The 21,633-nt window shown below is 73.4% G+C and carries 25 protein-coding genes and 2 pseudogenes; 14 read left to right on the top strand and 13 right to left on the bottom strand.

Annotation, left to right across the window (positions count from 1 at the left end; translation table 11 throughout):
* Positions 1-873, top strand: a complete 873-nt coding sequence (locus SJY07_RS09685; protein WP_380158690.1) for an SMP-30/gluconolactonase/LRE family protein — start codon at positions 1-3, stop codon at positions 871-873.
* On the opposite strand, the gene SJY07_RS09680 is transcribed toward SJY07_RS09685, so the two are convergent.
* Positions 861-1,163 (bottom strand): hypothetical protein, encoded by a 303-nt coding sequence (locus SJY07_RS09680; RefSeq protein WP_328294468.1) that lies wholly within the window; start codon positions 1,161-1,163, stop codon positions 861-863. The two genes, SJY07_RS09685 and SJY07_RS09680, sit on opposite strands and share 13 nt — an antisense overlap.
* Before the next feature lie 72 nt (positions 1,164-1,235).
* Positions 1,236-1,676 carry a MerR family transcriptional regulator gene (locus SJY07_RS09675; RefSeq protein WP_328294469.1) on the bottom strand — a complete coding sequence of 147 codons (441 nt, stop codon included), beginning with the start codon at positions 1,674-1,676 and terminating at the stop codon, positions 1,236-1,238.
* 189 nt (positions 1,677-1,865) lie between these two features.
* Between SJY07_RS09675 and SJY07_RS09670 the strand changes: the two genes are divergently transcribed.
* Entirely contained in the window at positions 1,866-3,143 is a 1,278-nt protein-coding gene (locus SJY07_RS09670; RefSeq protein ID WP_380158687.1) for a C40 family peptidase, read from the top strand.
* 108 nt (positions 3,144-3,251) lie between these two features.
* Here SJY07_RS09670 and SJY07_RS09665 read toward each other — a convergent pair whose 3' ends face one another.
* Positions 3,252-3,773 (bottom strand): inorganic diphosphatase, encoded by a 522-nt coding sequence (locus tag SJY07_RS09665; protein ID WP_328294471.1) that lies wholly within the window; start codon positions 3,771-3,773, stop codon positions 3,252-3,254.
* 177 nt (positions 3,774-3,950) lie between these two features.
* Between SJY07_RS09665 and dacB the strand changes: the two genes are divergently transcribed.
* The 4 genes from dacB (at position 3,951) to hpt (ending at position 8,131) form a co-directional block, all read left to right on the top strand.
* Positions 3,951-5,381: a D-alanyl-D-alanine carboxypeptidase/D-alanyl-D-alanine-endopeptidase gene (gene dacB, locus SJY07_RS09660; protein ID WP_380158684.1), complete on the top strand. Its 1,431-nt coding sequence runs from the start codon at positions 3,951-3,953 to the stop codon at positions 5,379-5,381.
* Positions 5,382-5,443: 62 nt separating this feature from the next.
* A complete protein-coding gene (locus SJY07_RS09655) occupies positions 5,444-6,610 on the top strand; it encodes a zinc-dependent metalloprotease (RefSeq protein ID WP_328294473.1) in 1,167 nt (388 codons plus the stop codon).
* Positions 6,607-7,560 (top strand): tRNA lysidine(34) synthetase TilS, encoded by a 954-nt coding sequence (tilS, locus tag SJY07_RS09650; protein WP_380162251.1) that lies wholly within the window; start codon positions 6,607-6,609, stop codon positions 7,558-7,560. Before SJY07_RS09655 ends, tilS begins: the two co-directional genes overlap by 4 nt.
* A gap of 19 nt (positions 7,561-7,579) precedes the next feature.
* Positions 7,580-8,131, top strand: coding sequence for a hypoxanthine phosphoribosyltransferase (gene hpt, locus SJY07_RS09645; RefSeq protein ID WP_380158682.1), 552 nt, complete (start codon positions 7,580-7,582; stop codon positions 8,129-8,131).
* A gap of 43 nt (positions 8,132-8,174) precedes the next feature.
* Here hpt and SJY07_RS09640 read toward each other — a convergent pair whose 3' ends face one another.
* Both SJY07_RS09640 and SJY07_RS09635 read right to left on the bottom strand, forming a co-directional pair.
* Positions 8,175-9,029, bottom strand: coding sequence for a hypothetical protein (locus SJY07_RS09640; protein ID WP_380158680.1), 855 nt, complete (start codon positions 9,027-9,029; stop codon positions 8,175-8,177).
* On the bottom strand, positions 9,026-9,556 hold the full coding sequence (locus tag SJY07_RS09635; protein WP_380158678.1) for an RNA polymerase sigma factor: 531 nt from the start codon (positions 9,554-9,556) through the stop codon (positions 9,026-9,028). The genes SJY07_RS09640 and SJY07_RS09635 overlap by 4 nt, the downstream gene beginning before the upstream one ends.
* A gap of 104 nt (positions 9,557-9,660) precedes the next feature.
* Between SJY07_RS09635 and SJY07_RS09630 the strand changes: the two genes are divergently transcribed.
* Positions 9,661-9,951 carry a glutaredoxin family protein gene (locus SJY07_RS09630; RefSeq protein WP_380158676.1) on the top strand — a complete coding sequence of 97 codons (291 nt, stop codon included), beginning with the start codon at positions 9,661-9,663 and terminating at the stop codon, positions 9,949-9,951.
* Positions 9,952-9,994: 43 nt separating this feature from the next.
* Here the strand turns inward: SJY07_RS09630 and SJY07_RS09625 are convergent, their stop codons facing one another.
* The 5 genes and pseudogenes from SJY07_RS09625 to SJY07_RS09605 all read right to left on the bottom strand — a co-directional run bounded on the left by SJY07_RS09625 (position 9,995) and on the right by SJY07_RS09605 (position 12,867).
* Positions 9,995-10,690, bottom strand: a complete 696-nt coding sequence (locus SJY07_RS09625) for a TetR/AcrR family transcriptional regulator (RefSeq protein ID WP_380158674.1) — start codon at positions 10,688-10,690, stop codon at positions 9,995-9,997.
* Between the two features lie 68 nt (positions 10,691-10,758).
* Positions 10,759-11,313: pseudogene (locus SJY07_RS09620) on the bottom strand (zinc-binding dehydrogenase); the annotation flags it as partial.
* 150 nt (positions 11,314-11,463) lie between these two features.
* Positions 11,464-11,688, bottom strand: a pseudogene (locus SJY07_RS09615) (alcohol dehydrogenase catalytic domain-containing protein); the annotation flags it as partial.
* Between the two features lie 193 nt (positions 11,689-11,881).
* Positions 11,882-12,403 carry a nitroreductase/quinone reductase family protein gene (locus SJY07_RS09610; protein WP_380158672.1) on the bottom strand — a complete coding sequence of 174 codons (522 nt, stop codon included), beginning with the start codon at positions 12,401-12,403 and terminating at the stop codon, positions 11,882-11,884.
* Positions 12,400-12,867: an ester cyclase gene (locus tag SJY07_RS09605; RefSeq protein WP_380158670.1), complete on the bottom strand. Its 468-nt coding sequence runs from the start codon at positions 12,865-12,867 to the stop codon at positions 12,400-12,402. The genes SJY07_RS09610 and SJY07_RS09605 overlap by 4 nt, the downstream gene beginning before the upstream one ends.
* 578 nt (positions 12,868-13,445) lie before the next feature.
* Between SJY07_RS09605 and ftsH the strand changes: the two genes are divergently transcribed.
* Genes ftsH through SJY07_RS09575 form a run of 6 tightly spaced genes read left to right on the top strand, consistent with a single transcriptional unit; the run spans position 13,446 to position 18,216 of the window.
* Positions 13,446-15,425 carry an ATP-dependent zinc metalloprotease FtsH gene (gene ftsH / locus SJY07_RS09600; protein ID WP_380158668.1) on the top strand — a complete coding sequence of 660 codons (1,980 nt, stop codon included), beginning with the start codon at positions 13,446-13,448 and terminating at the stop codon, positions 15,423-15,425.
* The gene (folE, locus tag SJY07_RS09595) at positions 15,422-16,033 is read left to right on the top strand and encodes a GTP cyclohydrolase I FolE (protein WP_380158666.1); all 612 of its coding nucleotides are present in this window, start codon (positions 15,422-15,424) and stop codon (positions 16,031-16,033) included. Before ftsH ends, folE begins: the two co-directional genes overlap by 4 nt.
* Positions 16,030-16,881, top strand: a complete 852-nt coding sequence (folP, locus tag SJY07_RS09590; protein ID WP_380158664.1) for a dihydropteroate synthase — start codon at positions 16,030-16,032, stop codon at positions 16,879-16,881. The genes folE and folP overlap by 4 nt, the downstream gene beginning before the upstream one ends.
* Positions 16,878-17,291 carry a dihydroneopterin aldolase gene (gene folB / locus SJY07_RS09585; protein WP_380158662.1) on the top strand — a complete coding sequence of 138 codons (414 nt, stop codon included), beginning with the start codon at positions 16,878-16,880 and terminating at the stop codon, positions 17,289-17,291. Before folP ends, folB begins: the two co-directional genes overlap by 4 nt.
* Complete coding sequence (gene folK, locus SJY07_RS09580; protein WP_380158660.1) at positions 17,288-17,755, top strand: 2-amino-4-hydroxy-6-hydroxymethyldihydropteridine diphosphokinase; 468 nt, start codon at positions 17,288-17,290, stop codon at positions 17,753-17,755. Before folB ends, folK begins: the two co-directional genes overlap by 4 nt.
* Positions 17,752-18,216 (top strand): DUF3180 domain-containing protein, encoded by a 465-nt coding sequence (locus SJY07_RS09575; protein ID WP_328294484.1) that lies wholly within the window; start codon positions 17,752-17,754, stop codon positions 18,214-18,216. Before folK ends, SJY07_RS09575 begins: the two co-directional genes overlap by 4 nt.
* Before the next feature lie 55 nt (positions 18,217-18,271).
* On the opposite strand, the gene SJY07_RS09570 is transcribed toward SJY07_RS09575, so the two are convergent.
* Complete coding sequence (locus tag SJY07_RS09570) at positions 18,272-19,207, bottom strand: alpha/beta hydrolase (RefSeq protein WP_380158657.1); 936 nt, start codon at positions 19,205-19,207, stop codon at positions 18,272-18,274.
* A gap of 134 nt (positions 19,208-19,341) precedes the next feature.
* Between SJY07_RS09570 and SJY07_RS09565 the strand changes: the two genes are divergently transcribed.
* Positions 19,342-19,752, top strand: a complete 411-nt coding sequence (locus tag SJY07_RS09565) for a MarR family winged helix-turn-helix transcriptional regulator (RefSeq protein ID WP_328294486.1) — start codon at positions 19,342-19,344, stop codon at positions 19,750-19,752.
* A gap of 320 nt (positions 19,753-20,072) precedes the next feature.
* Here SJY07_RS09565 and SJY07_RS09560 read toward each other — a convergent pair whose 3' ends face one another.
* Positions 20,073-20,816, bottom strand: coding sequence for a class I SAM-dependent methyltransferase (locus SJY07_RS09560; protein ID WP_328294487.1), 744 nt, complete (start codon positions 20,814-20,816; stop codon positions 20,073-20,075).
* On the bottom strand, positions 20,813-21,610 hold the full coding sequence (locus tag SJY07_RS09555) for an aminoglycoside adenylyltransferase domain-containing protein (protein ID WP_380158654.1): 798 nt from the start codon (positions 21,608-21,610) through the stop codon (positions 20,813-20,815). The genes SJY07_RS09560 and SJY07_RS09555 overlap by 4 nt, the downstream gene beginning before the upstream one ends.
* Positions 21,611-21,633 lie beyond the last annotated feature (23 nt).

Below are 21,633 nucleotides of genomic sequence, written 5' to 3'. Positions count from 1 at the left end.
GTGGCAGCAGCGGAGCGGATCACCGACAGGCTCGTGGGACACGGCGAAGGCCCGTGCTGGTCGCCGACGTGGGGAGGGTTGCGGTTCGTCGACCTCTACGAGGGCGACATCGTCACCCTCGACGCGTCCGGGGCGACCAGCCGGAAGCACTACGGCGACGTGGTGGCGATCACCCGGCCGCGGGTCGGCGGGGGAGCCGTCGTCGCCGTGGAGCGCGGGATCGTCCTCGAGGCGCCCGACGGCTCGCTGGAGCGGCTGCCGGAGCTGTGGGGTCCGCGGGTCCGGCTGCGGATGAACGAGGGCGGTTGCGACCCCGACGGCCGCTTCTACGCGGGGAACATGGCCTACGACCAGGCCGACGGCAAGGGAACCGGGCGCGGGGCGGTCTTCCGCCTCGACGTCGACGGCACCACCTCGATCGTCGTCGAGGAGGTCACGATCTCCAACGGCCTCGGCTGGAGCCCGGACGGGACGCTGGCCTACTACAACGACACCCCGACCGGTCGCACCGACGTCTTCGACTACACCCGCGACGGCGGCCTCACGAACCGCCGCCCCTTCGCCCAGGTCAACGACGAGTCGGGCCGCAACCGGCCCGACGGGCTGACCGTCGACGCCGAGGGTGGGGTCTGGACGGCCCTCTTCGGGGGTTCCGCGGTCCGCCGCTACGCCCCGGACGGCACGCTGGACGCCGTCGTCGAGGTCGGTGCCCGGCAGGTCACGGCCTGCACCTTCGGCGGCGAGGACTACAGCGAGCTGTTCATCACGACGTCGCGCGAAGGCCTCGCGGACGACGACGACCCCCAGGCCGGGAGCATCTTCCGCTTCGTGCCCGGGGTGAAGGGCCTGCCGGCGCTGCCCTACGCGGGCTGAGCGCAGGCGCTGCGCACGACGCGGACCAGGGACTCGGCGACGAGGAGGTCGCCGGTCCAGGTCGCGGCGACGCAGTCCCCCGGGCGCAGTCCGGACAGGCCCAGGTGGTCGACGTGCTCCCGGTCCAGGCAGACGTCGTGCCCGGCGGTGCGCAGGCAGACCTCGGTCCGGGCGGCGCGGGTGACCGTGCCGGGGGCGGTGCTCGGCGTCGGCTGACGCAGCAGCACGGCCAGGGCGAGCGCCAGCAGCGCGGCCGTCACCACGACGGGCAGCGCGCGGCGGAGGGTCACACCCCCGTCGTCGGCCGTCCGCGTCGGCCCCTTGAGTCGTGATCCCGCTGGAACCCCCAGCAGGACCAGGGGTCAGGGCGTGGTCTCGCGGACGGGGGGTTCGGGGGCGGGGGAGCCGCCGTCGGTGCGCCCGGCGGCCTCGTCGCGCAGTCGCTGCGCGAACTCCTCGGCCATCATCAGCCGCTCGCGGAGCTTCTCGACGCGGGCGTCGGCGGCGGCGCGGAAGGTGTCGAGGCGTTCGAACAGCGTGTCGCGCGGGGTCTCGGAGGGGAGCCGGCCGTCGAGGGCGTCGAGGACCTGCAGCAGTTCACGCATCTCGTCGAGGGAGAAGTCCAGCGGCTTCATCCGCTTGAGGACGAGGAGGCGGTAGACGTCCATCTCGGTGTAGAGCCGGAACCCGCCGGGGGTGCGCTGGGTCGGGGTGACCAGACCCATCTCGTCGTAGTAGCGGATGGTGCGGAAGCTGTAGCCGACCCGTTCGACGACCTCGCCGATCTGCATGAGTTCGGGCATCGAGATCTCCTTGATCGACGGACGGGCGTCGCCGGGACGACAGTCGATCGTAACGGCCAGGTCGCCCCCGTTCTGCCCGTCCGCGGGATGGTTCCCCCGGAGGCAGGTACCGACGCGCGGGGCCCGGGGTGTTCCGCACGGGACGTTTGGTGGTTAACCTGCACACTGTGACGCGAATGACTACGCTGGGTGACGATCGTGACTGAGGGTCGCACAGCCCGCCGCACCCTGCTGCTGGCCCTGACCGCTGCGGTCCCGCTGATCGCGGTGGGCGGCCCGGCCCTGGCCGACCCGGTCTACCCCAGTCAGAGCGACGTCGACGCCGCGAAGGCCGCCGCCGACGCCACGGCCGCGCAGGTCGACTCGTTGCAGGCGCAGCTGAACAGCCAGCAGGACCAGCTCGACGCCGCGCAGACCTCGCTGTCCGTCGCGACCGAGGACTACGACGAGGCCCGCGCGCTGCTCGAGCAGCGCACGAGCGAGGCCGCCGCCGCCGCGCAGGCCGCCGCCGACGCCGCGCAGGCCTACGAGAAGGCCCGGATCGCCGTCGGCCAGCTCGCCTCCCAGACCTACCGCGGGTCCTCCGGGGACTACTCCTCGTTCACGTCCGTCCTCGCCTCCGGCTCCATCACCGACTACGTCGACGGCAAGGCCACCCTCGACCACCTCGCCGGCGGCCGCGCCGACGTCCAGGCCGAGGCCGCCGCCGCGAAGACCCTCGCCGAGAGCACCGCCGCCCAGGCCGCCGAGGCCAAGCAGGCCCAGCAGGACGCCACCGACGCCACCGCCAAGGCCCAGAAGGCCGCGCAGAAGGCCGCCGACGCCGCCGACGCGGTGGTCGCGGGCACCCAGGCCAAGACCGACGCCCTCGTCGCCCAGCTCGCGCAGCTGCAGCAGACCACCGTCGCGCTCGAGCAGCAGCGCCAGGCCGGCCTCGAGGCCGAACGCCAGGCCGCGGCGGCCGCCGCCGCGCAGGCCGCGGCCGCCGCGCAGGCCGCCGCCGCAGCCCGGGCCGCCTCCGCCCCGTCCGTGCGCAGTTCGTCGTCTCCGGGCGGGTCCGCGGGCAGCGCCCCGGTGCGCCGCGCCGCCGGACCCACGGCGGGCGCGAACACCGCCGTCGGTTGGGCGCTGGCGCAGCTCGGCAAGCCCTACCTGTGGGCCGGTGACGGCCCCGACTCCTTCGACTGCTCCGGGCTGACGATGCGCGCCTGGCAGGCCGCCGGGGTCGGGCTGCCGCACTCCTCGCGCATCCAGTACAGCGGCGAGGCCAAGGTCGACCTCTCCGACCTCGAAGCCGGCGACCTCGTCTTCTACGCCACCGACACCGCCAACCCCGGCACGATCCACCACGTCGGCATGGTCATCGCGCCCGGGACGATGGTCGAGGCCCCGCACACCGGCGCCAACGTGCGGACCTCCTCGATCTACCGCTCCGGGCTCATGCCCTACGGCACCCGTCCCGCCTGACCTCCGCGTCCCCCCCGGGCCGCGAACGCGAGAGGGATCGTTGCCTCCCCGAGGTCGCAGGACGACATCGGGGAGGCAACGATCCCTCAGCGGAACCGGGCCGAAGCCTCAGTGCTTGGCGGCGCCGGCCTCGTAGGACGTGCCTTTGGCGCGCTCGTACGACGCCGCGATCTCCTTCTCGGCCTCCGCGCGACCGGCCCAGTTCGCGCCCTCGACGCTCTTGCCGGGCTCGAGGTCCTTGTAGGTCTCGAAGAAGTGCTGGATCTCCAGGCGGTCGAACTCGGAGATGTCCTCCAGGTCCTGGATCTTCTCCCAGCGCGGGTCGCCCGCGGGGACGGCGAGGATCTTGTCGTCGCCGCCGGCCTCGTCGCGCATGTGGAACATGCCGATCGCGCGCGAGGAGATGAGGCAACCGGGGAACGTCGGCTCCTCGAGGATGACGAGGACGTCCAGCGGGTCCCCGTCCTCGCCCAGCGTGCCCTCGATGAACCCGTAGTCGTGCGGGTAGCGCGTCGAGGTGAACAGCATGCGGTCCAGGCGGATGCGCCCGGTCTCGTGGTCGACCTCGTACTTGTTGCGCTGACCCTTGGGGATCTCGATGGTCGCGTCGAACTCGACTGGGGTGCTCACGTGGCTCCTCTCGTCGGGGCCCGGGGACCCCGTCTGGTCTTCGCCCGACCGGAGGGTCTGCTCCGCCGGGGGTGCGCGCTAGTGTCGCGCAGACCGGCGGTCGCGGACGAACTCGGGGTGGCACCCCGGTGACGGACCGCTGCGCCACCCAGGACGAGGAACGGGAGTACCGGACGCGTGCGCAAGGCCGCCACCGCCGCCGTGACGGCCGCCACGGTGCTCGTGCTGGCCGGTGGCTACGCCGGGCTCGACGCCGGCGGGGTCGTCCCCGGTCCGCTGACCACGACTCCCGCCCCCACCGCGCCGGCCCTGCCGACCGCTCCGGCCGCCACCCGTCCGGCCCAGGACCCGCAGGCCGTCCTGCCCGCGCTGGACCCCGACGCCCCCCGCCCGGACCCCGCCGTCCTCGGTGGTGACCTCGCCCCGTTCCTCGGCGACCCCGCGCTCGGGGCCGAGGTGTCCGCCAGCGTCCGGGACGCCCTCACCGGCGACGACCTGCTCTCCGACGGCGTCGACGTACCCCGCACCCCCGCCTCGGTGACGAAGGTCCTCACCGCCGTCGCCGCCCTGCGCGCCCTCGGACCCACCTCCCGGGCGGCCACCACCGTCGTCGACGGAGCGACCCCCGACGAGGTCGTCCTGCTCGCCGGGGGCGACGTCCTGCTCGGCGCCGGCGCGGGGAACCCCGACGCCGTCGACGGGCACGCCGGCCTCGACGACCTCGCCGCCGCCACCGCGACGAAGCTGCTCGCCGCGGGCCGCACCGCCGTCGCCGTCCGCCTCGACGACTCCGCCTTCTCCGGTCCCACCACGTCAGCCGGTTGGGGCAGCGGCGACGTCGCCGCCGGGTTCGTCGCCCCCATCGCCCCGCTCGCCGTCGACGAGGGCCGCCTCGCCGCGGGGGAGACGGCCCCCCGCGACCCCGACCCGGCGCTCGCCGCGGCCCGCACCTTCGCCGCCGCCCTCGCCGCGCACGGCGTCCGGGTCCTCGACCCGGGCGGCGGTGTCGTCCGCGCCTCGGCCGTGCCCGGCGCGGCGACGATCGCGAGCGTGCGCTCGGCCACCACGGCCGAACAGGTCGAGTTCATGCTCACCACCAGCGACAACACCCTCGCCGAGGTCCTCGCCCGCCGCGTCGCCCTGGCCACGGACCGGCAGGGGACCTTCGACGACGCCTCCCGCGCCGTCGTCGACCAGATCGCCGCGCTGGGCCTCGACGTCAGCGGCACCGCGTTGCAGGGCGGCAGCGGCCTGGGCCGCGACACCCGCATCCCGGCCCGCGTCGTGACCGACGTGCTGGTCCTCGTCGCCGCCGGGAAGCACCCCGAACTCGGTTCCGTCGCAGCGGGTCTGCCCGTCGCGGGCGTGAGCGGGACGCTGCTCGACCGCTACGACCAACCCGACTCGGCCGCCGCCGCGGGAGTCGTCCGGGCCAAGACCGGCACGCTCACCGGGGTCAGCAGCCTCGCCGGCTACGTCCGCGACACCGACGGCCGGCTGCTGGCCTTCGCCGTGATGTCGGACAGCGTGGCGCCGGGCGGTTCGGCCTCCGCGCGCCGCGCCCAGGACCGCTTCGCCACGGCGCTCCTCGCCTGCGGCTGCTGGTAGCGACGAGGTCTCATCACGGACGTCTGATCACGGACGTCGTAGCCGCCGCGTACGGTGCGTGCATGCGTGCACGGGCGGACTCCGGAACCGACGGAGCAGAGGGCGGCGGGAGCCCGGGAGGTCCCGGGGAGGACGAGCCCGGTGGACGTGCCGTCGTCGACCTGGTCGACTTCGACCTCGCGGCCCAGGTCGCGGCCCGGCTCGTCCGCCCCGGCCCCAGGCTCGGCCGGGACGAGATCGACGACGTCGTCGCCGAACTGCGGCTCGCGGCCGCCGAGGCCGCCGGACCGGTCGCGCGGACCGCGCACCTGACCTCCCCCGAACCGATGCCGCCCGCGCTCGTCGTCGACCGCGCCTCGTGGGCCCGCGCCAACGTCGACGCCTTCCGCTCGCTGCTCGGGCCCGTGGTCGTCCCCGTCCGGCCGGGAGGTGGGCGGCCCGCCGCCGCCGTCGACCGCGCCGCCACCGCCGTCGGACGACGCACCACGGGCGCCGAGCTCGGCAGCCTGCTGTCCTTCCTCTCCAGCCGGGTGCTGGGCCAGTTCGACGTCTTCGCCGGCATCGAGGACGAGCAGCCCGGCCGGCTGCTGCTCGTCGCCCCGAACGTCGTCCAGGTCGAACGCGACCTGCAGGTCGACCCCCACGACTTCCGCCGCTGGGTCTGCCTGCACGAGGAGGCGCACCGGCTGCAGTTCGGCGCGCACCCCTGGCTGCGCCGCTGGGTCACCACCGAGGCCCGCGAGCTCTCCGCTGACCTCCTCGCCCAGCCGCGGGACATGGGGGAGCGGCTCAGCGGCGTCCTGCAGTCCCTGCCCGACGTCCTGCGCGGCACGGGCGAAGGCAGCGGCATCGGCCTGGCCGACCTGCTCCAGACGCCCGGCCAGCGCGAACGGGTCGCCCGCCTCGTCGCCGTCATGTCGCTGCTCGAAGGGCACGCCGACGTCGTGATGGACGACGTCGGCCCGCAGGTCGTGCCCTCCGTCGCCCAGATCCGGTCCCGGTTCACCAAGCGCCGCAAGGGCGGCGGGTCCTTCGACCAGGTCGTGCGCCGGATGCTCGGCCTGGACGCGAAGTCCCGCCAGTACGCCGACGGCGCGAAGTTCGTCCGCGGCGTCGTCGCGCGCGTCGGCTGGGACGGGCTGAACGTCGTCTGGACCGGCCCCGAGCACCTCCCGCTGCCCGCCGAGATCGGCGAGCCCGCCGCGTGGGTCACGCGGGTGCACGGCTGAGCGGGCCCACTCCCGCGGTCGCGGCGGTGCGGGTCGCCGTGCGCCGGGACCTGCGCGCGGTGCCCGCCGGGCTGGTGCTGGTCGCCTGCTCGGGGGGTGCCGACTCCCTCGCGCTCGCCGCGGCCACGGCCTTCGAGGCGCGCTCCGCCGGGCTCGTCACCGTCGACCACGGGTTGCACCCGGACTCCGCCGCGGTGGCGCGCGAGGTCGAGGCGCAGGGACGTCGCCTCGGGCTGGACCCCGTCGTCGGGGTCCGGGTCGACGTCGCAGCGGCGGGTGGCCCCGAGGCCGCGGCCCGGACCGCGCGCTACGACGCCCTCACCCGCACCGCCGACGAGCTCGGAGCCGTCGCCGTCCTCCTCGCCCACACCCTCGACGACCAGGCCGAGACCGTCCTGCTCGGCCTCGCCCGCGGCTCCGGGACGCGCAGCCTCGCCGGCATGGCGGCCGTTCGGGGGATCTTCCGCCGGCCGTTGCTCGGGCTCACCCGCGCCCTCGTGCGCCGGGCCTGCCACGACGAGGGCCTCCAACCGTGGGAGGACCCGGCCAACACCGACCCCGCCTTCACCCGTTCCCGGGTGCGCCACGACGTCCTCCCCGTCCTCGAGGACCGGCTCGGACCGGGCGTCGCCCAGGCCCTGGCCCGGACCGCCCGCGCGGCCCGGGACGACGCGGACGCCCTCGACGCCCTCGCCGCCGACTCCTCGCCGTTCACCGGGGGTTCCGCCGCCGTCACCGACCTGGTCGGGGCCCTGCCCGCCTTGCGTCGCCGCTGGTTGCGCACCGCGGCGCTCGCGGTCGGCTGCCCGGCGGGCGCCCTCACCGCCGCGCACGTCGACGTCCTCGAGGCGCTGCTCCTGGACTGGCACGGGCAGGGGGCCGTCCACCTGCCGGGTGGTGCGAGCGGTGTCCGCGCGTGTGGCAGGCTCGTGCTCACCCCCCACCGCTGAACAACCACAGGAGATCCGCGTGGACGCCGCGACCGCCGGGACCGACCTCGAGCACGTGCTCCTGACCAAGGAGCAGGTGGCCACCCGCGTCGCCGAGCTCGCCGCCGAGCTCGACCGGGACTACGCCGACAAGGACGTCCTGCTCGTCGGCGTCCTCAAGGGCGCCGTCATGGTCATGGCCGACCTGTCCCGCGCCATGAACGTCTCGCTGTCGATGGACTTCATGGCCGTCAGCTCCTACGGCTCCGGCACCAAGAGCTCCGGCGTCGTGCGGATCCTCAAGGACCTCGACACCGACATCTCCGGCCGCCACGTCCTCGTCGTCGAGGACATCATCGACTCCGGTCTGACGTTGTCCTGGCTGCTGGCGAACCTGTCCTCGCGCGGCCCCGCCTCGGTGAAGGTGTGCGCGCTGCTGCGCAAACCCGAGGCCGCCAAGGTCGAGGTCGACGTCGCCTACGTGGGCTACGACATCCCCAACGAGTTCGTCGTCGGCTACGGGCTGGACTTCGCGGACAAGTACCGCAACCTCGACTGCGTCGCGACACTGGCGCCGCACGTCTACAGCTAGGTTCCTATCGCTATGGCGATAGCGCTATCGCCATAGCGGCAGGTCACGCGGGCACGGCGAACTCGTCGGTGACCTCCACCTGGTCCCGGCCGGGTCCGGTGCCGAGGTCGGCGTCGTTCAGGCAGCCCTCGACCGCGGCGACCCCCGGCGAGCCCCGTGTGCCGTCCCCGGCGCCGAGGCTGAGGGTGGACAGTCCGATCGAGGCGGACGTCGGACCGAGACCGCAGCCCTGCAGGGCCTGCTCGACCCGTCCGAACAGCAACTGCATCTGCACCGCGGAGAACGGGGTCGTCTCCACCTCGACCCGGCCGGTGAGCACTCCCAGCGGTGCCCCGGCGAGGGGGTCGGGGCCCGATGCGTCGGTCAGGGCGACCACGACGTGCCACTGCGGCTGCTGTTCGATCCGCAGCTGTCCGTAGGCGTCGGGGAGGGCGCAGCGCACCCAGGCGTCCAGGACCGAGGCCTGCTGCCCGTCCTGCGCACGCCGGGTGGCCTGCTCGAGGGTGAGCCCCTCGGACAGTCGTTGCCCTTCGTCGACGCTGACCGGAGGCAGGTCGGTGACCGCCGGGCACTGGCCCGCCACCGCCGCGCGGGCGGCGGCGGTGGCCGCGGGGTCCTCCGGGGCGGCGGGTACGACCCGGACGCTGGGACCGCCCCCGTCCAGCTGCGACCAGCCGAACCCGGCCGCGACGAACGCGCAGGCGGCCGCGGCGCCGATCAAACCGGACCGGACCCGGCGCCGACGGCGGCGGTCCGCGGTGAGGCGGTGCTGCAGGCGCTCCCACTCGGGGCCGCCCGCCACCCTCCGCGCCTCAGCGTCGTGGGCGGCGCGGCCGGCGAGGGCATCGAGCTGCCCCTGGAGCCGCTCGGTCGCGTCGGGTGCGTCGGAGCCGGTCACGCCAGGTCCTCCAGTCGGGTCGCGAGGGTGCGCTGGGCGCGCGAGATGTCGGACTTGGCCGTGCCCAGCGGCACCTCCAGGGCGTCGGCGACCTCGGCGACGGACAGGTCCATCCAGTAGCGCAGGACGAGTGCGTGACGCTGGCGGCGGGGGAGGTGCCGCACCGCGGCCAGGAGGTGGTCGACGCGTTCGGCGGCCAGGGCGCTGTCCTCGGCGGACGCGTGGGTGCCGGTCGTGTCGCCAGGGGTGCGCCGCACCACGCCCAGGTGGCGCAGACGCGAGGTCGTGAGGTTGGCCGTCGTCCGCCGCAGGTAGGCCAGGGCGGCCGCCGGTTCGTGGAGGGGGTGCCGGTGGAGGCGCACGAACGCCTCCTGGGCGATGTCCTCCGGGTCGTCCGCCCCGAGCAGCCTCGCGAGGCGGACGGTGGGGTGGAAGTGCTGCTCGAACAGGGCCCGCAGGTCGAGCGGACCGTCCGCTCCTGCGGTCGCCGCCGTCGCGAGGCGGCCGGCGACGTCGTCTGCTCTCACACTGCTCAGACGTCTCACAGGCCAGGACGTTGCACCCGGTGGGGAGGTTTCGGGCGTCCGCTCGGCGACACTGGTGCGGACCGATCGATCCTGGGGAGGCTTCCGTGGAACCCGTCGAGACCCGTGCGGCCGGTGGTGAGGCGAGTGAGCTGGTGGTCTACGGCGCCGGGTGGTGCCCGGACGTGCGGCGCAGCCGGACGCTGCTGGAGGCGCAGGGCGTGGCCCACCGCTACGTGGACGTCGAGGCCGACGCGGCCGCGACCGAGCTGGTCCGGCGGTTGCAGGACGGGGCGCGGCGCATCCCGACCATCGTCTGGCCGGACGGCTCCTACCTGGTCGAGCCCAGCGACGACGAGTTGCGCGACCGGTTGGGCGGGTCCGCTCCACCGTCGTGACCGTCATCGAGGCCCGTCGCCGACGGGTGCGGGTGCCCGCGCGCTACCGGTCGCCGTCCGCCGCGGGGACCAGGTGCGCCAGCGGGACCACGAGGCGCTCGATGATGTCCGCGGGCCAGGGGAAGGCGGCGGTGACGACGCGCTGGTGGGCCAGGCCGTGCAGGCCCAGCCACAGGGCGACGGCGTCCCCGCGCGGGTCGTCGCTGCCGGAGCGCCCGGCGGCGACGCAGTCCTGCAGGGCGGTGGCCAGGACCTCGAGGGCGTCCTGGCCCAGGTCGGTGAGGTCGCCGGCGGTGACGTTCTCCTCCGCCAGCGCCCGCTGGGTGTTCCACAGGCCGCCGAACATCGCCCGGTAGCGCTGCGGCCGGGTGGCGGCGAAGTCGAGGTAGGCCGCGCAGACCCGGTGCAGGCGGGCGACGGGGTCGCCCTCGCTCCCGTCGTCCTCGGTGTGGGCGGCGCGCAGACGCTCGTCGAGCTCCGCGAAGGCGCCCTGCACGACGGCGAGCAGGATCGTCTGCCGGTCGGCGAAGTGCCCGTAGATGGCGGGGGCGCTGATGCCGGCCCGGCGGGCGACGGCGCGCAGCGTCACCGACTCCTCGGTCCCGGACTCGTCGAGCAGGTCGGTGGCGGCGGTCAGGATGTCGTCGCGGAGGCGACCCCCCTGGCCGCGCGGGTTGCGCTCGCGCGCACCGGGGCGGGCCGGGTCGGTGGCGGTGGTCGTCCGGGGAGTGGTGGTCATGGCTCGTTCCACGTGGGTGGTCGTGGCGAGCGGGTCCTGCCGCTGCCACCTCGGTCGGGGTCAGGGTCTCAGGGGACGAGCACGATCTTGCCGCGGACGGTGTGCGACTCGGCCAGCTCCATCGCCTCGGCGGCCGAGGTCAGCGGTAGGCGGGCGCCGATCTGCGCGGTCACGACCCCTGCGGCGAGCAGGTCCAGCACGGCGGTCATGTCCTGCCGGGTGCGGGCCCGGAAGGCGCTGGGGCGCAGACGGTGTCCGGACCACAGGTCGTAGAAGGAGGCGCGCTTGCCGTTGGGCAGGATCTGCCACAGGAGCACCCGCGCGAGAGCGGCCAGGAAGGGGATCCACAGGGAACCGGGAGCGTCGATCTTCGCGGCGATGGCGTAGCTGACCAGCGTGCCCCTCGGGGCGAGCAGGCGCCACGAGCGGGTCAGGCTCTCCCCGCCGAGGTGGTCGAAGGCGGCGTCGACCCCGCCGGGGACCAGGCGGCGCACCGCGGCCTCGAGGTCGGGGGTGTCGTAGTCGAGGGGTTCCGCGCCCAGGGCGCGCAGGGCCTCGTGGTGACGCGGGCCGGCGGTGGCGATGACGCGGACCCCCGCGTGGACGGCCAGCTGGACCAGGACGGTGCCCACGCCGCCGCTGGCGCCGTGGACCAGGACCGTCTGACCCCGCCGGACGCGGGCCGTGCGGTGCAGCATCTGCCAGGCGGTCACGCCGTTGACGACGACGGTCTCCGCCTCGGCGGGGTCGAGGTCCGCGCGTACGGGGACGAGGTCGACCGCCGGCAGCAGGACGTGGCTGGCCCAGCCGCCGGTCTTCGTCATCGCGGCGACGCGGGTCCCGGTCAGCGCGGCGTCCGCGTCCGGTCCGACCGCGGTCACCGTGCCGACGAGGTCGTAGCCGGGCACGAAGGGGAACGCGGGCTGACCCGGGTAGCGGCCCCGTCGCATGGACCGCTCGGCGAAGGAGACGCCGCTGGCCTCGACCTCGACCATCACCTCGCCGCGCCCGGGGGCGGGCAGGTCGCGGACGCGGACCTGCAGACCGGAGGGTTCGACGACGCCCGGCAGCACGATCTCGGTCGCTTGCGTGGGGGCAGGTGCGGTGGTGGTCGGTGCGACGGTGTCCTGGGGACTGTTCACGGTGGTTCTCCTCGGGAGGGTTGGGTGTGGGGGACTGGACGGTGCGGGGTCAGGTGCCGGGTGCGGGCAGGACCTCGAAGGCGGTGACGAGGTCGGCGGCGGCGGCGAACTGCGCGGGGTCGGCGCTGGTGACGAGGTCGAGGGCCTTGAACAGGCGCACGCCGTCGGGGACGGCGGCCGGGAAGGAGGTCATCAGGCGCCGCCGCAGGTCGGCTTCCCCGGTGCGGTCCAGCTCGCGCAAGAGCACCTGCTCGCTCCGCGGGCCGTCGGTGAGGGTTCCGCGGCCGGCCGCGCGGGCGTTGCGAGCCCAGTCGCCCTCGGGCGTCGGGGCGAGGATGAAACGACGTCCGTCCAGGCTCAGGGGAGAGACCGGTGTGGACCGGGGTTTGCCGCTGGTGCGACCCGGCACCGTCAGGACCTTGATTACCCCGGTGCTCACCCGCCACCGGGACAGGGTCTTCACGACGGCGTTGGTCGGCGCCAGGTACGCGGGCCGCCGACGGCGCCGGGCCGGTCCCGGCTCGAGGGGGAGCAGCGGGGGTCGTGCGTCGGAGCCGGTCGCGGGGTTCACGCGCGGACCTGCAGCTGGGTGAGCAGCAGGAGGGTGTCGGAGTTCACCCAGTACTCGGCGATGCGGCCGTCCTCGGTGCGCAGGACGTCGGTGCCGGTGAAGTCGACGAGGGTGCCGCCGGGGGCCTGGGCGCCCGGTACGCCCCCGGCGTAGGAGCCCCGGGCGCGCCAGCGCACCGCGATCGAGGGGCCGTCGACGATCGGGCCGACCTCGATCGAGAAGGCGAGGTCCGGGACGGCCGCTCGCGTGGAGTCGATCCAGCCCACGAGGGCCTGGGGCGAGTCGACGGCCGCGCCGTCCCCGCCGTCCATCATCGCCGCGTGGAGCCGGAAGTCCGGGGCGACGATCTCGGCGGCGAGGGTGAGGTCGCCGTTCCACAACCGCAGCCACGACTGCACCAGGGTCGTGGCGGGCCGGCGGGTGTCGAGGAGGGGTGAGTGCGAGGCGGGAGCGCTGGTGGTCATGGTGACCTCCGGTGAGGTGGTCCGGTGGGCCCGACTGGCTCGCCGCGAAATGTTTACATCCGTAAAGCTACCCCGTCGCTCAACACCTGTAAAGCCATCGTCCAGACCGGTTTGCCCCTCGCCCCGGGGGAGTGGCTCGCCTGGCGTCGTCGTCGTGACCTTCACCCAGGAACACCGTGTCCAGCGGTCCGCTGGGGGTGGGCGTGGGACGGCGGGCGGTGAGGACGACCGGCCCGTGCTGCGGGTTCCCCCCGCCGCGCACGTCGACCAGGTCGCGCCCGTCTCCTCGACCACCGGCTCGTCGCGAGCGGCCACGAACAGCCCTTCGACGTGCCGGAGGAGGTGGTCTCGGCCGTCCACCGGCTGCACGTGCTCCTGTCCTGAGCCGGGGTGCTGCAGGCCCGGAGTTCGCCCACAGCGGATCGGGGCGTCCTGGCCGGAACAGCCCGGCGCTCCCGCCCGTTCGACCAGCGAAGGACCTGCGCAGACAGGACCCGCGGCGGCGTGTCGTTCGCCCGGTGTACCGTCGAACGACAGGCTAGAACGAGCAGGAGGGACAGGGGGCGACCCCTCCACTGATGCCCAACCAACTCAAGCGCATCGTCCGCGGCCCGTGGCTGTGGATCGTCGTCGCGATCGCCGTGGTGGCCATCGGCGCCTCCTTCTTCGCGTCCAGCGGCACCGCCGAGGTCTCCACGACCCGCGCGATCACGCTGATCGACGAGGGCAAGGTCAAGAGCGCCACGCTCACCGACGGCTCTCAGCGCATCGACCTCAAGCTCAAGTCCGGGGTCACCGAGCAGGGCGCCAGCGCCGTTCGTTCGTACTACATCTCCCAGCGCGGTGGCGACCTCATCGACGCGCTGAACACCAACCCGCCCACCGACGGGGTGACCGACGAGGTGCCCCGCACGGGCATCCTGCAGTCGCTGCTGTTCACGGTCGGGCCCATCGTCCTGATGCTGCTCCTCTTCTGGTTCCTCATCTCGCAGATGCAGGGTGGCGGCAGCAAGGTCATGCAGTTCGGCAAGTCCAAGGCCAAGATGATGTCCAAGGACACCCCGAAGACGACGTTCGCGGACGTCGCCGGGGCGGACGAGGCCGTCGAGGAACTGCACGAGATCAAGGAGTTCTTGCAGGACTCCGCCAAGTTCCTGGCCGTCGGCGCGAAGATCCCCAAGGGCGTCCTGCTTTACGGCCCGCCCGGGACCGGCAAGACGCTGCTCGCCCGCGCCGTCGCCGGTGAGGCCGGGGTGCCTTTCTACTCGATCTCCGGTTCGGACTTCGTCGAGATGTTCGTGGGTGTCGGCGCCAGCCGAGTCCGCGACCTCTTCGAGCAGGCCAAGACCAACGCGCCCGCGATCATCTTCGTCGACGAGATCGACGCCGTCGGCCGCCACCGCGGGGCCGGCATGGGCGGCGGGCACGACGAGCGCGAGCAGACGCTGAACCAGCTCCTCGTCGAGATGGACGGCTTCGACGTCAAGACGAACGTCATCCTCATCGCCGCGACGAACCGTCCCGACATCCTCGACCCGGCGCTGCTGCGCCCGGGCCGCTTCGACCGCCAGATCGCGGTGGAGGCCCCCGACATGGAGGGTCGTCACCAGATCCTGCAGGTCCACGGCAAGGGCAAGCCGCTGTCCCCGGACATCGACCTGCTGGCCGTCGCCCGCCGGACCCCGGGCTTCTCCGGGGCCGACCTGGCCAACGTCCTCAACGAGGCCGCGCTGCTCACGGCCCGCGCCGACGCGAAGGTCATCGACAACTCCGCGCTGGACGAGGCGATCGACCGCGTCATGGCCGGCCCGCAGAAGCGCACCCGCCGGATGAACAAGAAGGAACTGCGGGTCACCGCGTACCACGAGGGCGGGCACGCCCTGGTCGCCGCGGCCATGGCCAACACCGACCCGGTCACGAAGGTGACGATCCTGCCGCGCGGCCGGGCGCTGGGTTACACGATGGTCCTGCCGACCGAGGACAAGTACTCGACCTCGCGCAACGAGATCCTCGACCAGTTGGCCTACGCCCTCGGCGGTCGCGTTGCCGAGGAGCTTGTCTTCCACGACCCGACGACCGGGGCGAGCAACGACATCGAGAAGGCCACCGGCATGGCCCGCAAGATGGTCACCCAGTACGGCATGAGCGAACGCGTCGGGGCGATCAAGCTCGGGTCCAGCGGCGGCGAGGTCTTCCTCGGTCGCGACATGGGCCACGAGCGCGACTACTCCGAGGGCGTCGCCGGGATCGTCGACGAGGAGGTCCGCCGCCTCATCGAGTCCGCGCACGACGAGGCGTGGGAGGTCCTGGTCGAGCACCGTCAGGTCCTCGACGACCTGGTCGTCGCGCTGCTGGACAAGGAGACGCTGAACCAGGCCGAGCTGGCCGAGATCTTCGCCCCCGTCGTGAAGCGTCCGCAGCGGCCGGTCTGGCTGTCCTCGGAACGCCGTCACGTGTCCGACATCCCGCCGGTCGCCTCGCCCGGTCTCAACGGCCACGCCGGTGGGTTCCAGACGCCGGTGAACGGTTACCAGAACGGGACGCACGAGCAGCCGTGAGCACGGGAGCGCCCACACCGGACGCTCACGCGCCGGGCACGTACGACGGCCCGCGCGCCGAGGCCGCGGTCCGGGAGTTCCTCCTCGCCATCGGGGAGGACCCGGACCGCGAGGGCCTGCGTGACACCCCCGCCCGCGTGGCCCGCGCCTCGCTCGAGCTCTTCGCGGGGCTGCACCAGGACCCGGCCGAGGTCCTCGCCACCGACTTCGGTCTCGAGCACGACGAACTGGTCCTGGTGAAGGACATCGAAGTGCAGTCCACCTGCGAGCACCACCTGCTCCCCTTCCACGGTGTGGCCCACGTCGGCTACATCCCGGGGGAGCACGGCCGGGTGACCGGGCTCTCGAAGCTGGCCCGGTTGGTGGACGTCTTCGCCCGCCGGCCGCAGCTGCAGGAACGCCTCACCACCCAGGTCGCCGACGCCCTCGTCGACAAGCTGCACCCGCGCGGGGTGATCGTCGTCGTCGAGGCCGAGCACTCCTGCATGACCTACCGCGGGGTCCGCAAACCGGGGGCCAAGACCATCACCTCGGCCGTGCGCGGTTCGCTGCGCAACGCGGCCACCCGGGCCGAGGCCATGAGCCTGATCGTGGCGGGGCACCGGTGAGCTCGCTGCTGGTTCCCGGACCGACCCGGGTCGTGGGGGTCCTCAACGTCACCCCCGACTCCTTCTCCGACGGCGGGCACTTCCTCGCCCACGAGGTGGCCGTCGCGCAGGGGACCGCCCTGCACGCGGCGGGCGCGGCGCTCGTCGACGTCGGCGGTGAGTCGACCCGGCCGGGCGCCGTGCGCGTCGAGGTGGCCGAGGAACTGCGCCGTGTCCTCCCCGTCGTCCACGGGTTGGTCGACGCCGGGGTCCCGGTGAGCGTCGACACCATGCGCGCGGAGGTGGCCCGGGCCGCGGTCACCGCGGGGGCGGTCGTCGTGAACGACGTCTCGGGCGGTCTGGCCGATCCGGAGATGGCGTCCACCGTCGCCGAGCTCGGCTGCGTCTACGTCCTCTCGCACTGGCGGGGCTTCTCCGACGTCATGACCTCGCGCGCCGTCTACGACGACGTCGTGGCCGAGGTCTCCGCCGAGCTGCGGGGACGACTCGACGCGGTGACCGCGGCGGGGATCGCACCGGAGCGGATCGTGCTCGACCCCGGGCTCGGGTTCGCCAAGGTCGCCGAGCACGACTGGGCCCTGCTCGCCGGGCTCGACCAGCTCGCCGCGCTGGGGTTCCCCCTGCTCGTGGGGGCCTCCCGCAAACGCTTCCTCGGTGCGCTGCTGACCGGCCCGGACGGGGTCGTCCCGCCGCCGGCGGCCCGCGACACCGCGACCGCCGCCGTCACCGCCCTCGCCGCGGCGCGAGGGATCTGGGGCGTGCGGGTGCACGACGTGGCCCCCTCGGTCGCGGCGGTCCGCGTCGCGCGGGCCTGGGGCGCCGCCCGGACCCCGGTGGGTGCGTCGTGACCTCGCTCGACGCCGCCGGGCCCGTGCTCGACGCCCAGGGCCGGGTGCTGGACCGGATCGTGCTGCGCGGGTTGCGCGCCATCGGCCACCACGGCGTCCTGGACGTCGAACGCGCCCAGGGGCAGCCCTTCGGTCTCGACGTCGCCCTGCACCTCGACACCCGCGAGGCCGCCGCCGGCGACGACCTGAGTGCCACCGTCGACTACGGCGCGCTGGCCGAGGAGCTCGTCACGATCCTCACCGGTGAACCCGTCCTGCTCGTCGAGACCCTCGCCGGGCGGATCGCCACCGCGGCGCTGGCCCGCTCACCACGGATCGCGGCCGTCGACGTCGTGGTCCACAAACCGCAGGCGCCGATCCCGGCCTCCTTCGACGACGTCGAACTCGTCGTCCGGCGGACCCGCTCGTGAACGCCGTCCTGTCGCTGGGCGCGAACACCGGTCACCGCGCGGCGAACCTGCACGCGGCCCTCGAGGCGCTGAGCGCGGTGGAGGGGATCACCGTCGACGCGGTGTCCACGTTCGTCGAGTCCGCCCCGGTCGGGACCGTCCGGGACCAGCCCGACTTCCTCAACGCCGTCGCGCTGGTCAGCACGACCCTCGACCCGCACGCGCTGCTGCGCGCCTGCCACGCCGTCGAGGCGGAGGTCGGGCTGGACCGGAGCACGAAGGTCCCCGACGGTCCCCGTCCCATCGACGTCGACGTGGTGACCTGCGACGGTCTGGTCCTGATCGAGGACGGTCTCGTCCTGCCGCACCCCCGGGCCCACGAGCGCACCTTCGTCCTGGGACCGTGGCTCGAACTCGACCCCGACGCCGAACTCCCCGGCCCGCACGGCGGTCGCGTCGAGACCCTGCTGCAGGCGATCTCGTGAGGCCGTCGCGTCCGGGGCTGCTCGTCGGCCTCGCCGTCATCGCCGGGGTCATCGCCTGGTCCGGGCTGCAGATCTGGATCGCCGGCGGCCACAGCGAACCCGACCTGATGTGGCGCACGACCCTCACCATCGGTCTGCTCGCCGTCGCCGTGTTCGGGGTCGGCTGGCCCGTGCGGCAGTGGGTGAACGGGGAGAAGTCCCGCCGCATCGACGCCCTGCGCGCCGCCCGGACCGCGGCCCTGGCCAAGGCCGCCTCCGTCGCGGGGGCGCTGCTGACGGGGATGTTCGCGGGCTGGTTCGTGCACTACCTGCCCACCGCCGACATCGCGGCCCGGCGCTCCGAACTCCTGAGCGCCGGCGCGGACATCGTCGTCTCGGTGCTGCTGCTGGCCGCCGGCCTCCTCGTCGAACGCTGGTGCCGCGTCCCCGACGACGAGGACAGCGACGCCGCAACCGCCTGACCCGTGAGGATCCGGTGAGCCACGCCAGGTCCTGCGTGCCCCGGTACCTCGACCGCTAGGTCGTGAGGAACTCCGCGTAGAAGGCGTCGAGGGTGTCGACCGCTTCGTCGACGTAGTTCGGCTCGTCGTACATCTCGTAGTGGCCGGCTCCGTCGACGACGTGGAAACCCTTCGCGTTCGGCGCCTTCTCCCAGAGAGCGAGACCGTCGGCGTAGGAGAACGTGGTGCCGAGCCGACCGCCGACGATGACCTGGAGCGGCTGGGTGAGGAGTTCCTCGACGAGGTGGAAGGCGTCGTAGCCGAGCATCATGGCGTCGCTGGTGTGGTGGCGGCGGTTGGTGGAGTTCTCGTGGTACCCGCGCGGGGTGCGGTAGAAGCGGACCGCCTCCAGGGTGTCGACGTCGGTGATGCCGAACGCTGCTGCCTGCGCCTCGGTGTCAGGGATCCACACGTTCCGATCGACGTCCTCGCCGGCGGCCGAGGCGGTTCGCTGGTCACCCACGGCCTGGATCATGGCGACTGCGGAGCCCTTCGACGAGGTGTCGGCCTGGCGGAAGGCGCGACCGACGTTCACCGGCACGACGGTTCCCAGGGCCTTGATGCGGTGATCGGTCATCGTGGCGCCGACCGCGTAGCCACCGCCGGCGCAGATGCCGAGGGCGCCGATCCTGCGGTTGTCGACGTGCTCGAGGGTGGTCAGGTGGTCGACGGCGAAGCGGATGTCGTCGACACGCGCAGCGGGGTCCTCGAGGTCGCGCGGCTGACCTCCGCTCTGGCCCTGGAAGCCGGGGTCGAAAGCGAGGGCGATGTAGCCGCGGTCGGCCAGGGCGCGACCGTAGTTCGCACCGATCTGCTCCTTCACGCTGCTGCCAGGGGTCGAGATGACGATGGCCGGGTACGTGGAGCTCCCGTCGAAGCCTCCGGGCAGGTGCAGTTGGCCCGCGAGGTCGAAGGTCTCGTTGGGGAAGGTGACGTCGTGGGTCGATGACACGGGGATGTCGATCCTTTCGGAGCGGGCCTGGAGCGCCCAGGGTCGGTAGACTGTTCCGTACAGCACCTAGTCTGAGAACAATAACGTTCGACTCGAAGCTAGTACGAAACTGTACCATCTAGTGAGGATGTCGCATGCCCGTCTCGAACGCCGCCCGGATCTGGTCCCTCAACCACCAGGTCCTCACGCGCGTCATGAACGACTGCGCACCCGACATCGAGGCGCTCGGGTTGGAGGCGAAGGAGTTCTTCGTGCTCGGCGAGGTCGACGCCTGCCGCTACCCCGCTGAGCTGGCGCTCAGGCTCGTCCTTCCCAAACCGAGCGTGACCGTCTATCTGAAGAACCTCGAAGCCAAGGGCTTCGTCCAACGGGAGATCGACCCCGACGACCTCCGGCGACACCGCCTCGCGGTCACGCCCTCCGGGGTCGACACCCTCGAGAGAGCGCTGGAAGTCCTTTCGGCACGGTTCGACGGGTGGCTCGTACGTCTCGACCCGAGCGAACAGGTGGAACTCCAGAGGCTGTTGTCGAAGCTGCTCGCCTGATCCCGCTTCCGCTGCGTGCTCGACCGTCCACCGACTGGCTGTTCACTCCCGTCGGTCGTCGCACGTTCGACTACCGGACGGGTGCGGTCGGGGACTGCCGCACGTGGACGCCGGTGTGCCGACGGCGGCGGTCTGCACGGCTCTCGACGACGACGACGGTCGGACACGGTCACGGCACTCGTTGCAGGAGTTGCCGTCGAGGCGGGCGCAGCGCCGTGGAGTGAGGGTTGGGTGTGCCGATCCTGTCGCCTGGGCGCCCCGTTCGTCGCACCCACGCCTCCCTCCACGTGGTGACAGCGATGGGTGTCCCACCCGGGCGGCTACGGCTTGCGCCACACCGACACGTGCGACGTGCTCGCGGCGGTGAACTCCGCGCGGTCCCACCCGGACCACCGCGCGAACCGTTCCAGCCCCGCGATCCGGGCCATCAGGTCGTACTCGGCGGGCCAGGCGTAGCGGTGGTGGGACTCGAACCGGCTCACCCGGCCGTCCTCGGTGAACCGGTAGTGGTGGGACGTGAGGCGCTGCTCGACGAGGTCGAAGGTGTCGAAACCCAGGTGTTCGCGCCCGACGTGGAAGGGGCGGGCGGTCTCGCCCGGAGGGAGCCGCTGCAGTTCGGGAACCCCGACCTCGACGAGGAAGTACCCGCCGGGTGCGAGGTGGCGGGCGGCGTTGCGAAAGCACTCGACCTGTTCGTCCTGTTCCAGCAGGTTGGTGATCGTGTTGTACACGAGGTAGACCAGACCGAACTCGCCCTCGACCCGCGCGCTCGACATGTCGCCCATCACGAGCTCGATCCCCGCCGCCGCCGAACCGGGAACCATCTTCTCCCGCAACCGCGCTGCCATCGCGGGCGACATCTCGATCCCGGCGACGGGAACCCCGCGCCCGGCCAACGCCACCCCGACCCGGCCGGTGCCGATCGCGAACTCCAGGGCGCGCCGACCCGCGGCGAGGTCGACGAGCACGTCGCAGGTCGCGCCGAGGAGTTCGGGGGAGAACATCCACGAGGAGTCCTCGTCGTAGCCGCGGGCGACGTCCTCGCCCCACAGGTCACCGGTCACGGGGAGGTCCTCTCCAAGCGGGCGAGCGAGGCGGTGTGGTCGGCGAACTCCCGGGTGGCGGCGACGAGTTCCGGGTCGGGGGCGGTGTGGACGTCGAAACCCCGGGTGCGCCCCTCGAGGGCGTCGGTGAGCAGCGGCCCCCACCGGTCGTCGAGCTCGGCCCGCGCCCAGCGCAGGGCGGCCGGTTTGGACAGGACGCGGCCGGTACGGACGGTGGCGAGCATCCGGGAGAGGGTCTCGACCGCCGTCCGCTGCCCCCAGTCGATGCTCCGCCAGTCCATCCACGACTCCAGGTCGTCGAAGAACCGGGGGAACCGGGCGAGCGACTCCGCCCGCAACGCGTCCGGCTCGACGGGGTCGACCAGGTCGGCCGCCGGGGGACCGGCCAGAGTGATCCCGTGCTCACGCAGGACCCGGCGCACGGCGAGGGTGTTGCAGTGCGGGGAGAGTTCCAGCGCCGCGCTGTCCTGGTGGTCCACGAACCACCACGATTCCTCCGACGGTCGGCGCAGCGACGCGGCGGGGACGTAGGAACCCTCCGTCCCGCGGAACCAGGGCCCGGGCCGGTCGTGGAAGCGGCGGTGGAACTCCTGCAACTCCGCCACCGGGACGTCGGGGGAGTGGGTGACGACGAGCCAGTCCGCGTCGCTGTGCTCGTCGGCGTCGCCGAGGGCGAACGAACCGTGCAGGTAGGCCCCGACGAAGTCGTCCCCGAGGAGTTCCGCGCTGCCCTCGACGAGGACCCGCAGCACGTGCTGCAGGTCGGGCGGGACGTGGGCTGCGTCGCTCGGCACGCCAGCACGGTAGGACCGCCGCA

The sequence above is a fragment of the Kineococcus sp. R86509 genome, assembly GCF_042466365.1.
In the GTDB taxonomy this organism is placed as follows: Bacteria; Actinomycetota; Actinomycetes; order Actinomycetales; family Kineococcaceae; genus Kineococcus.
The sequence above is the reverse complement of the archived record's forward strand: the minus strand, read 5'-3'. Positions and strand labels throughout refer to the sequence as shown.

Coding starts and splice junctions, on each gene's coding strand:
- SJY07_RS09675 (WP_328294469.1), bottom strand. CDS start 1,676: ATGCCCGAACTCATGCAGATCGGCGAGGTCGTCGAACGGGTCGGCTAC.
- SJY07_RS09565 (WP_328294486.1), top strand. CDS start 19,342: ATGCCCGTCTCGAACGCCGCCCGGATCTGGTCCCTCAACCACCAGGTC.
- SJY07_RS09655 (WP_328294473.1), top strand. CDS start 5,444: ATGCGTGCACGGGCGGACTCCGGAACCGACGGAGCAGAGGGCGGCGGG.
- SJY07_RS09605 (WP_380158670.1), bottom strand. CDS start 12,867: ATGACCACCAGCGCTCCCGCCTCGCACTCACCCCTCCTCGACACCCGC.
- ftsH (WP_380158668.1), top strand. CDS start 13,446: ATGCCCAACCAACTCAAGCGCATCGTCCGCGGCCCGTGGCTGTGGATC.
- SJY07_RS09625 (WP_380158674.1), bottom strand. CDS start 10,690: ATGACCACCACTCCCCGGACGACCACCGCCACCGACCCGGCCCGCCCC.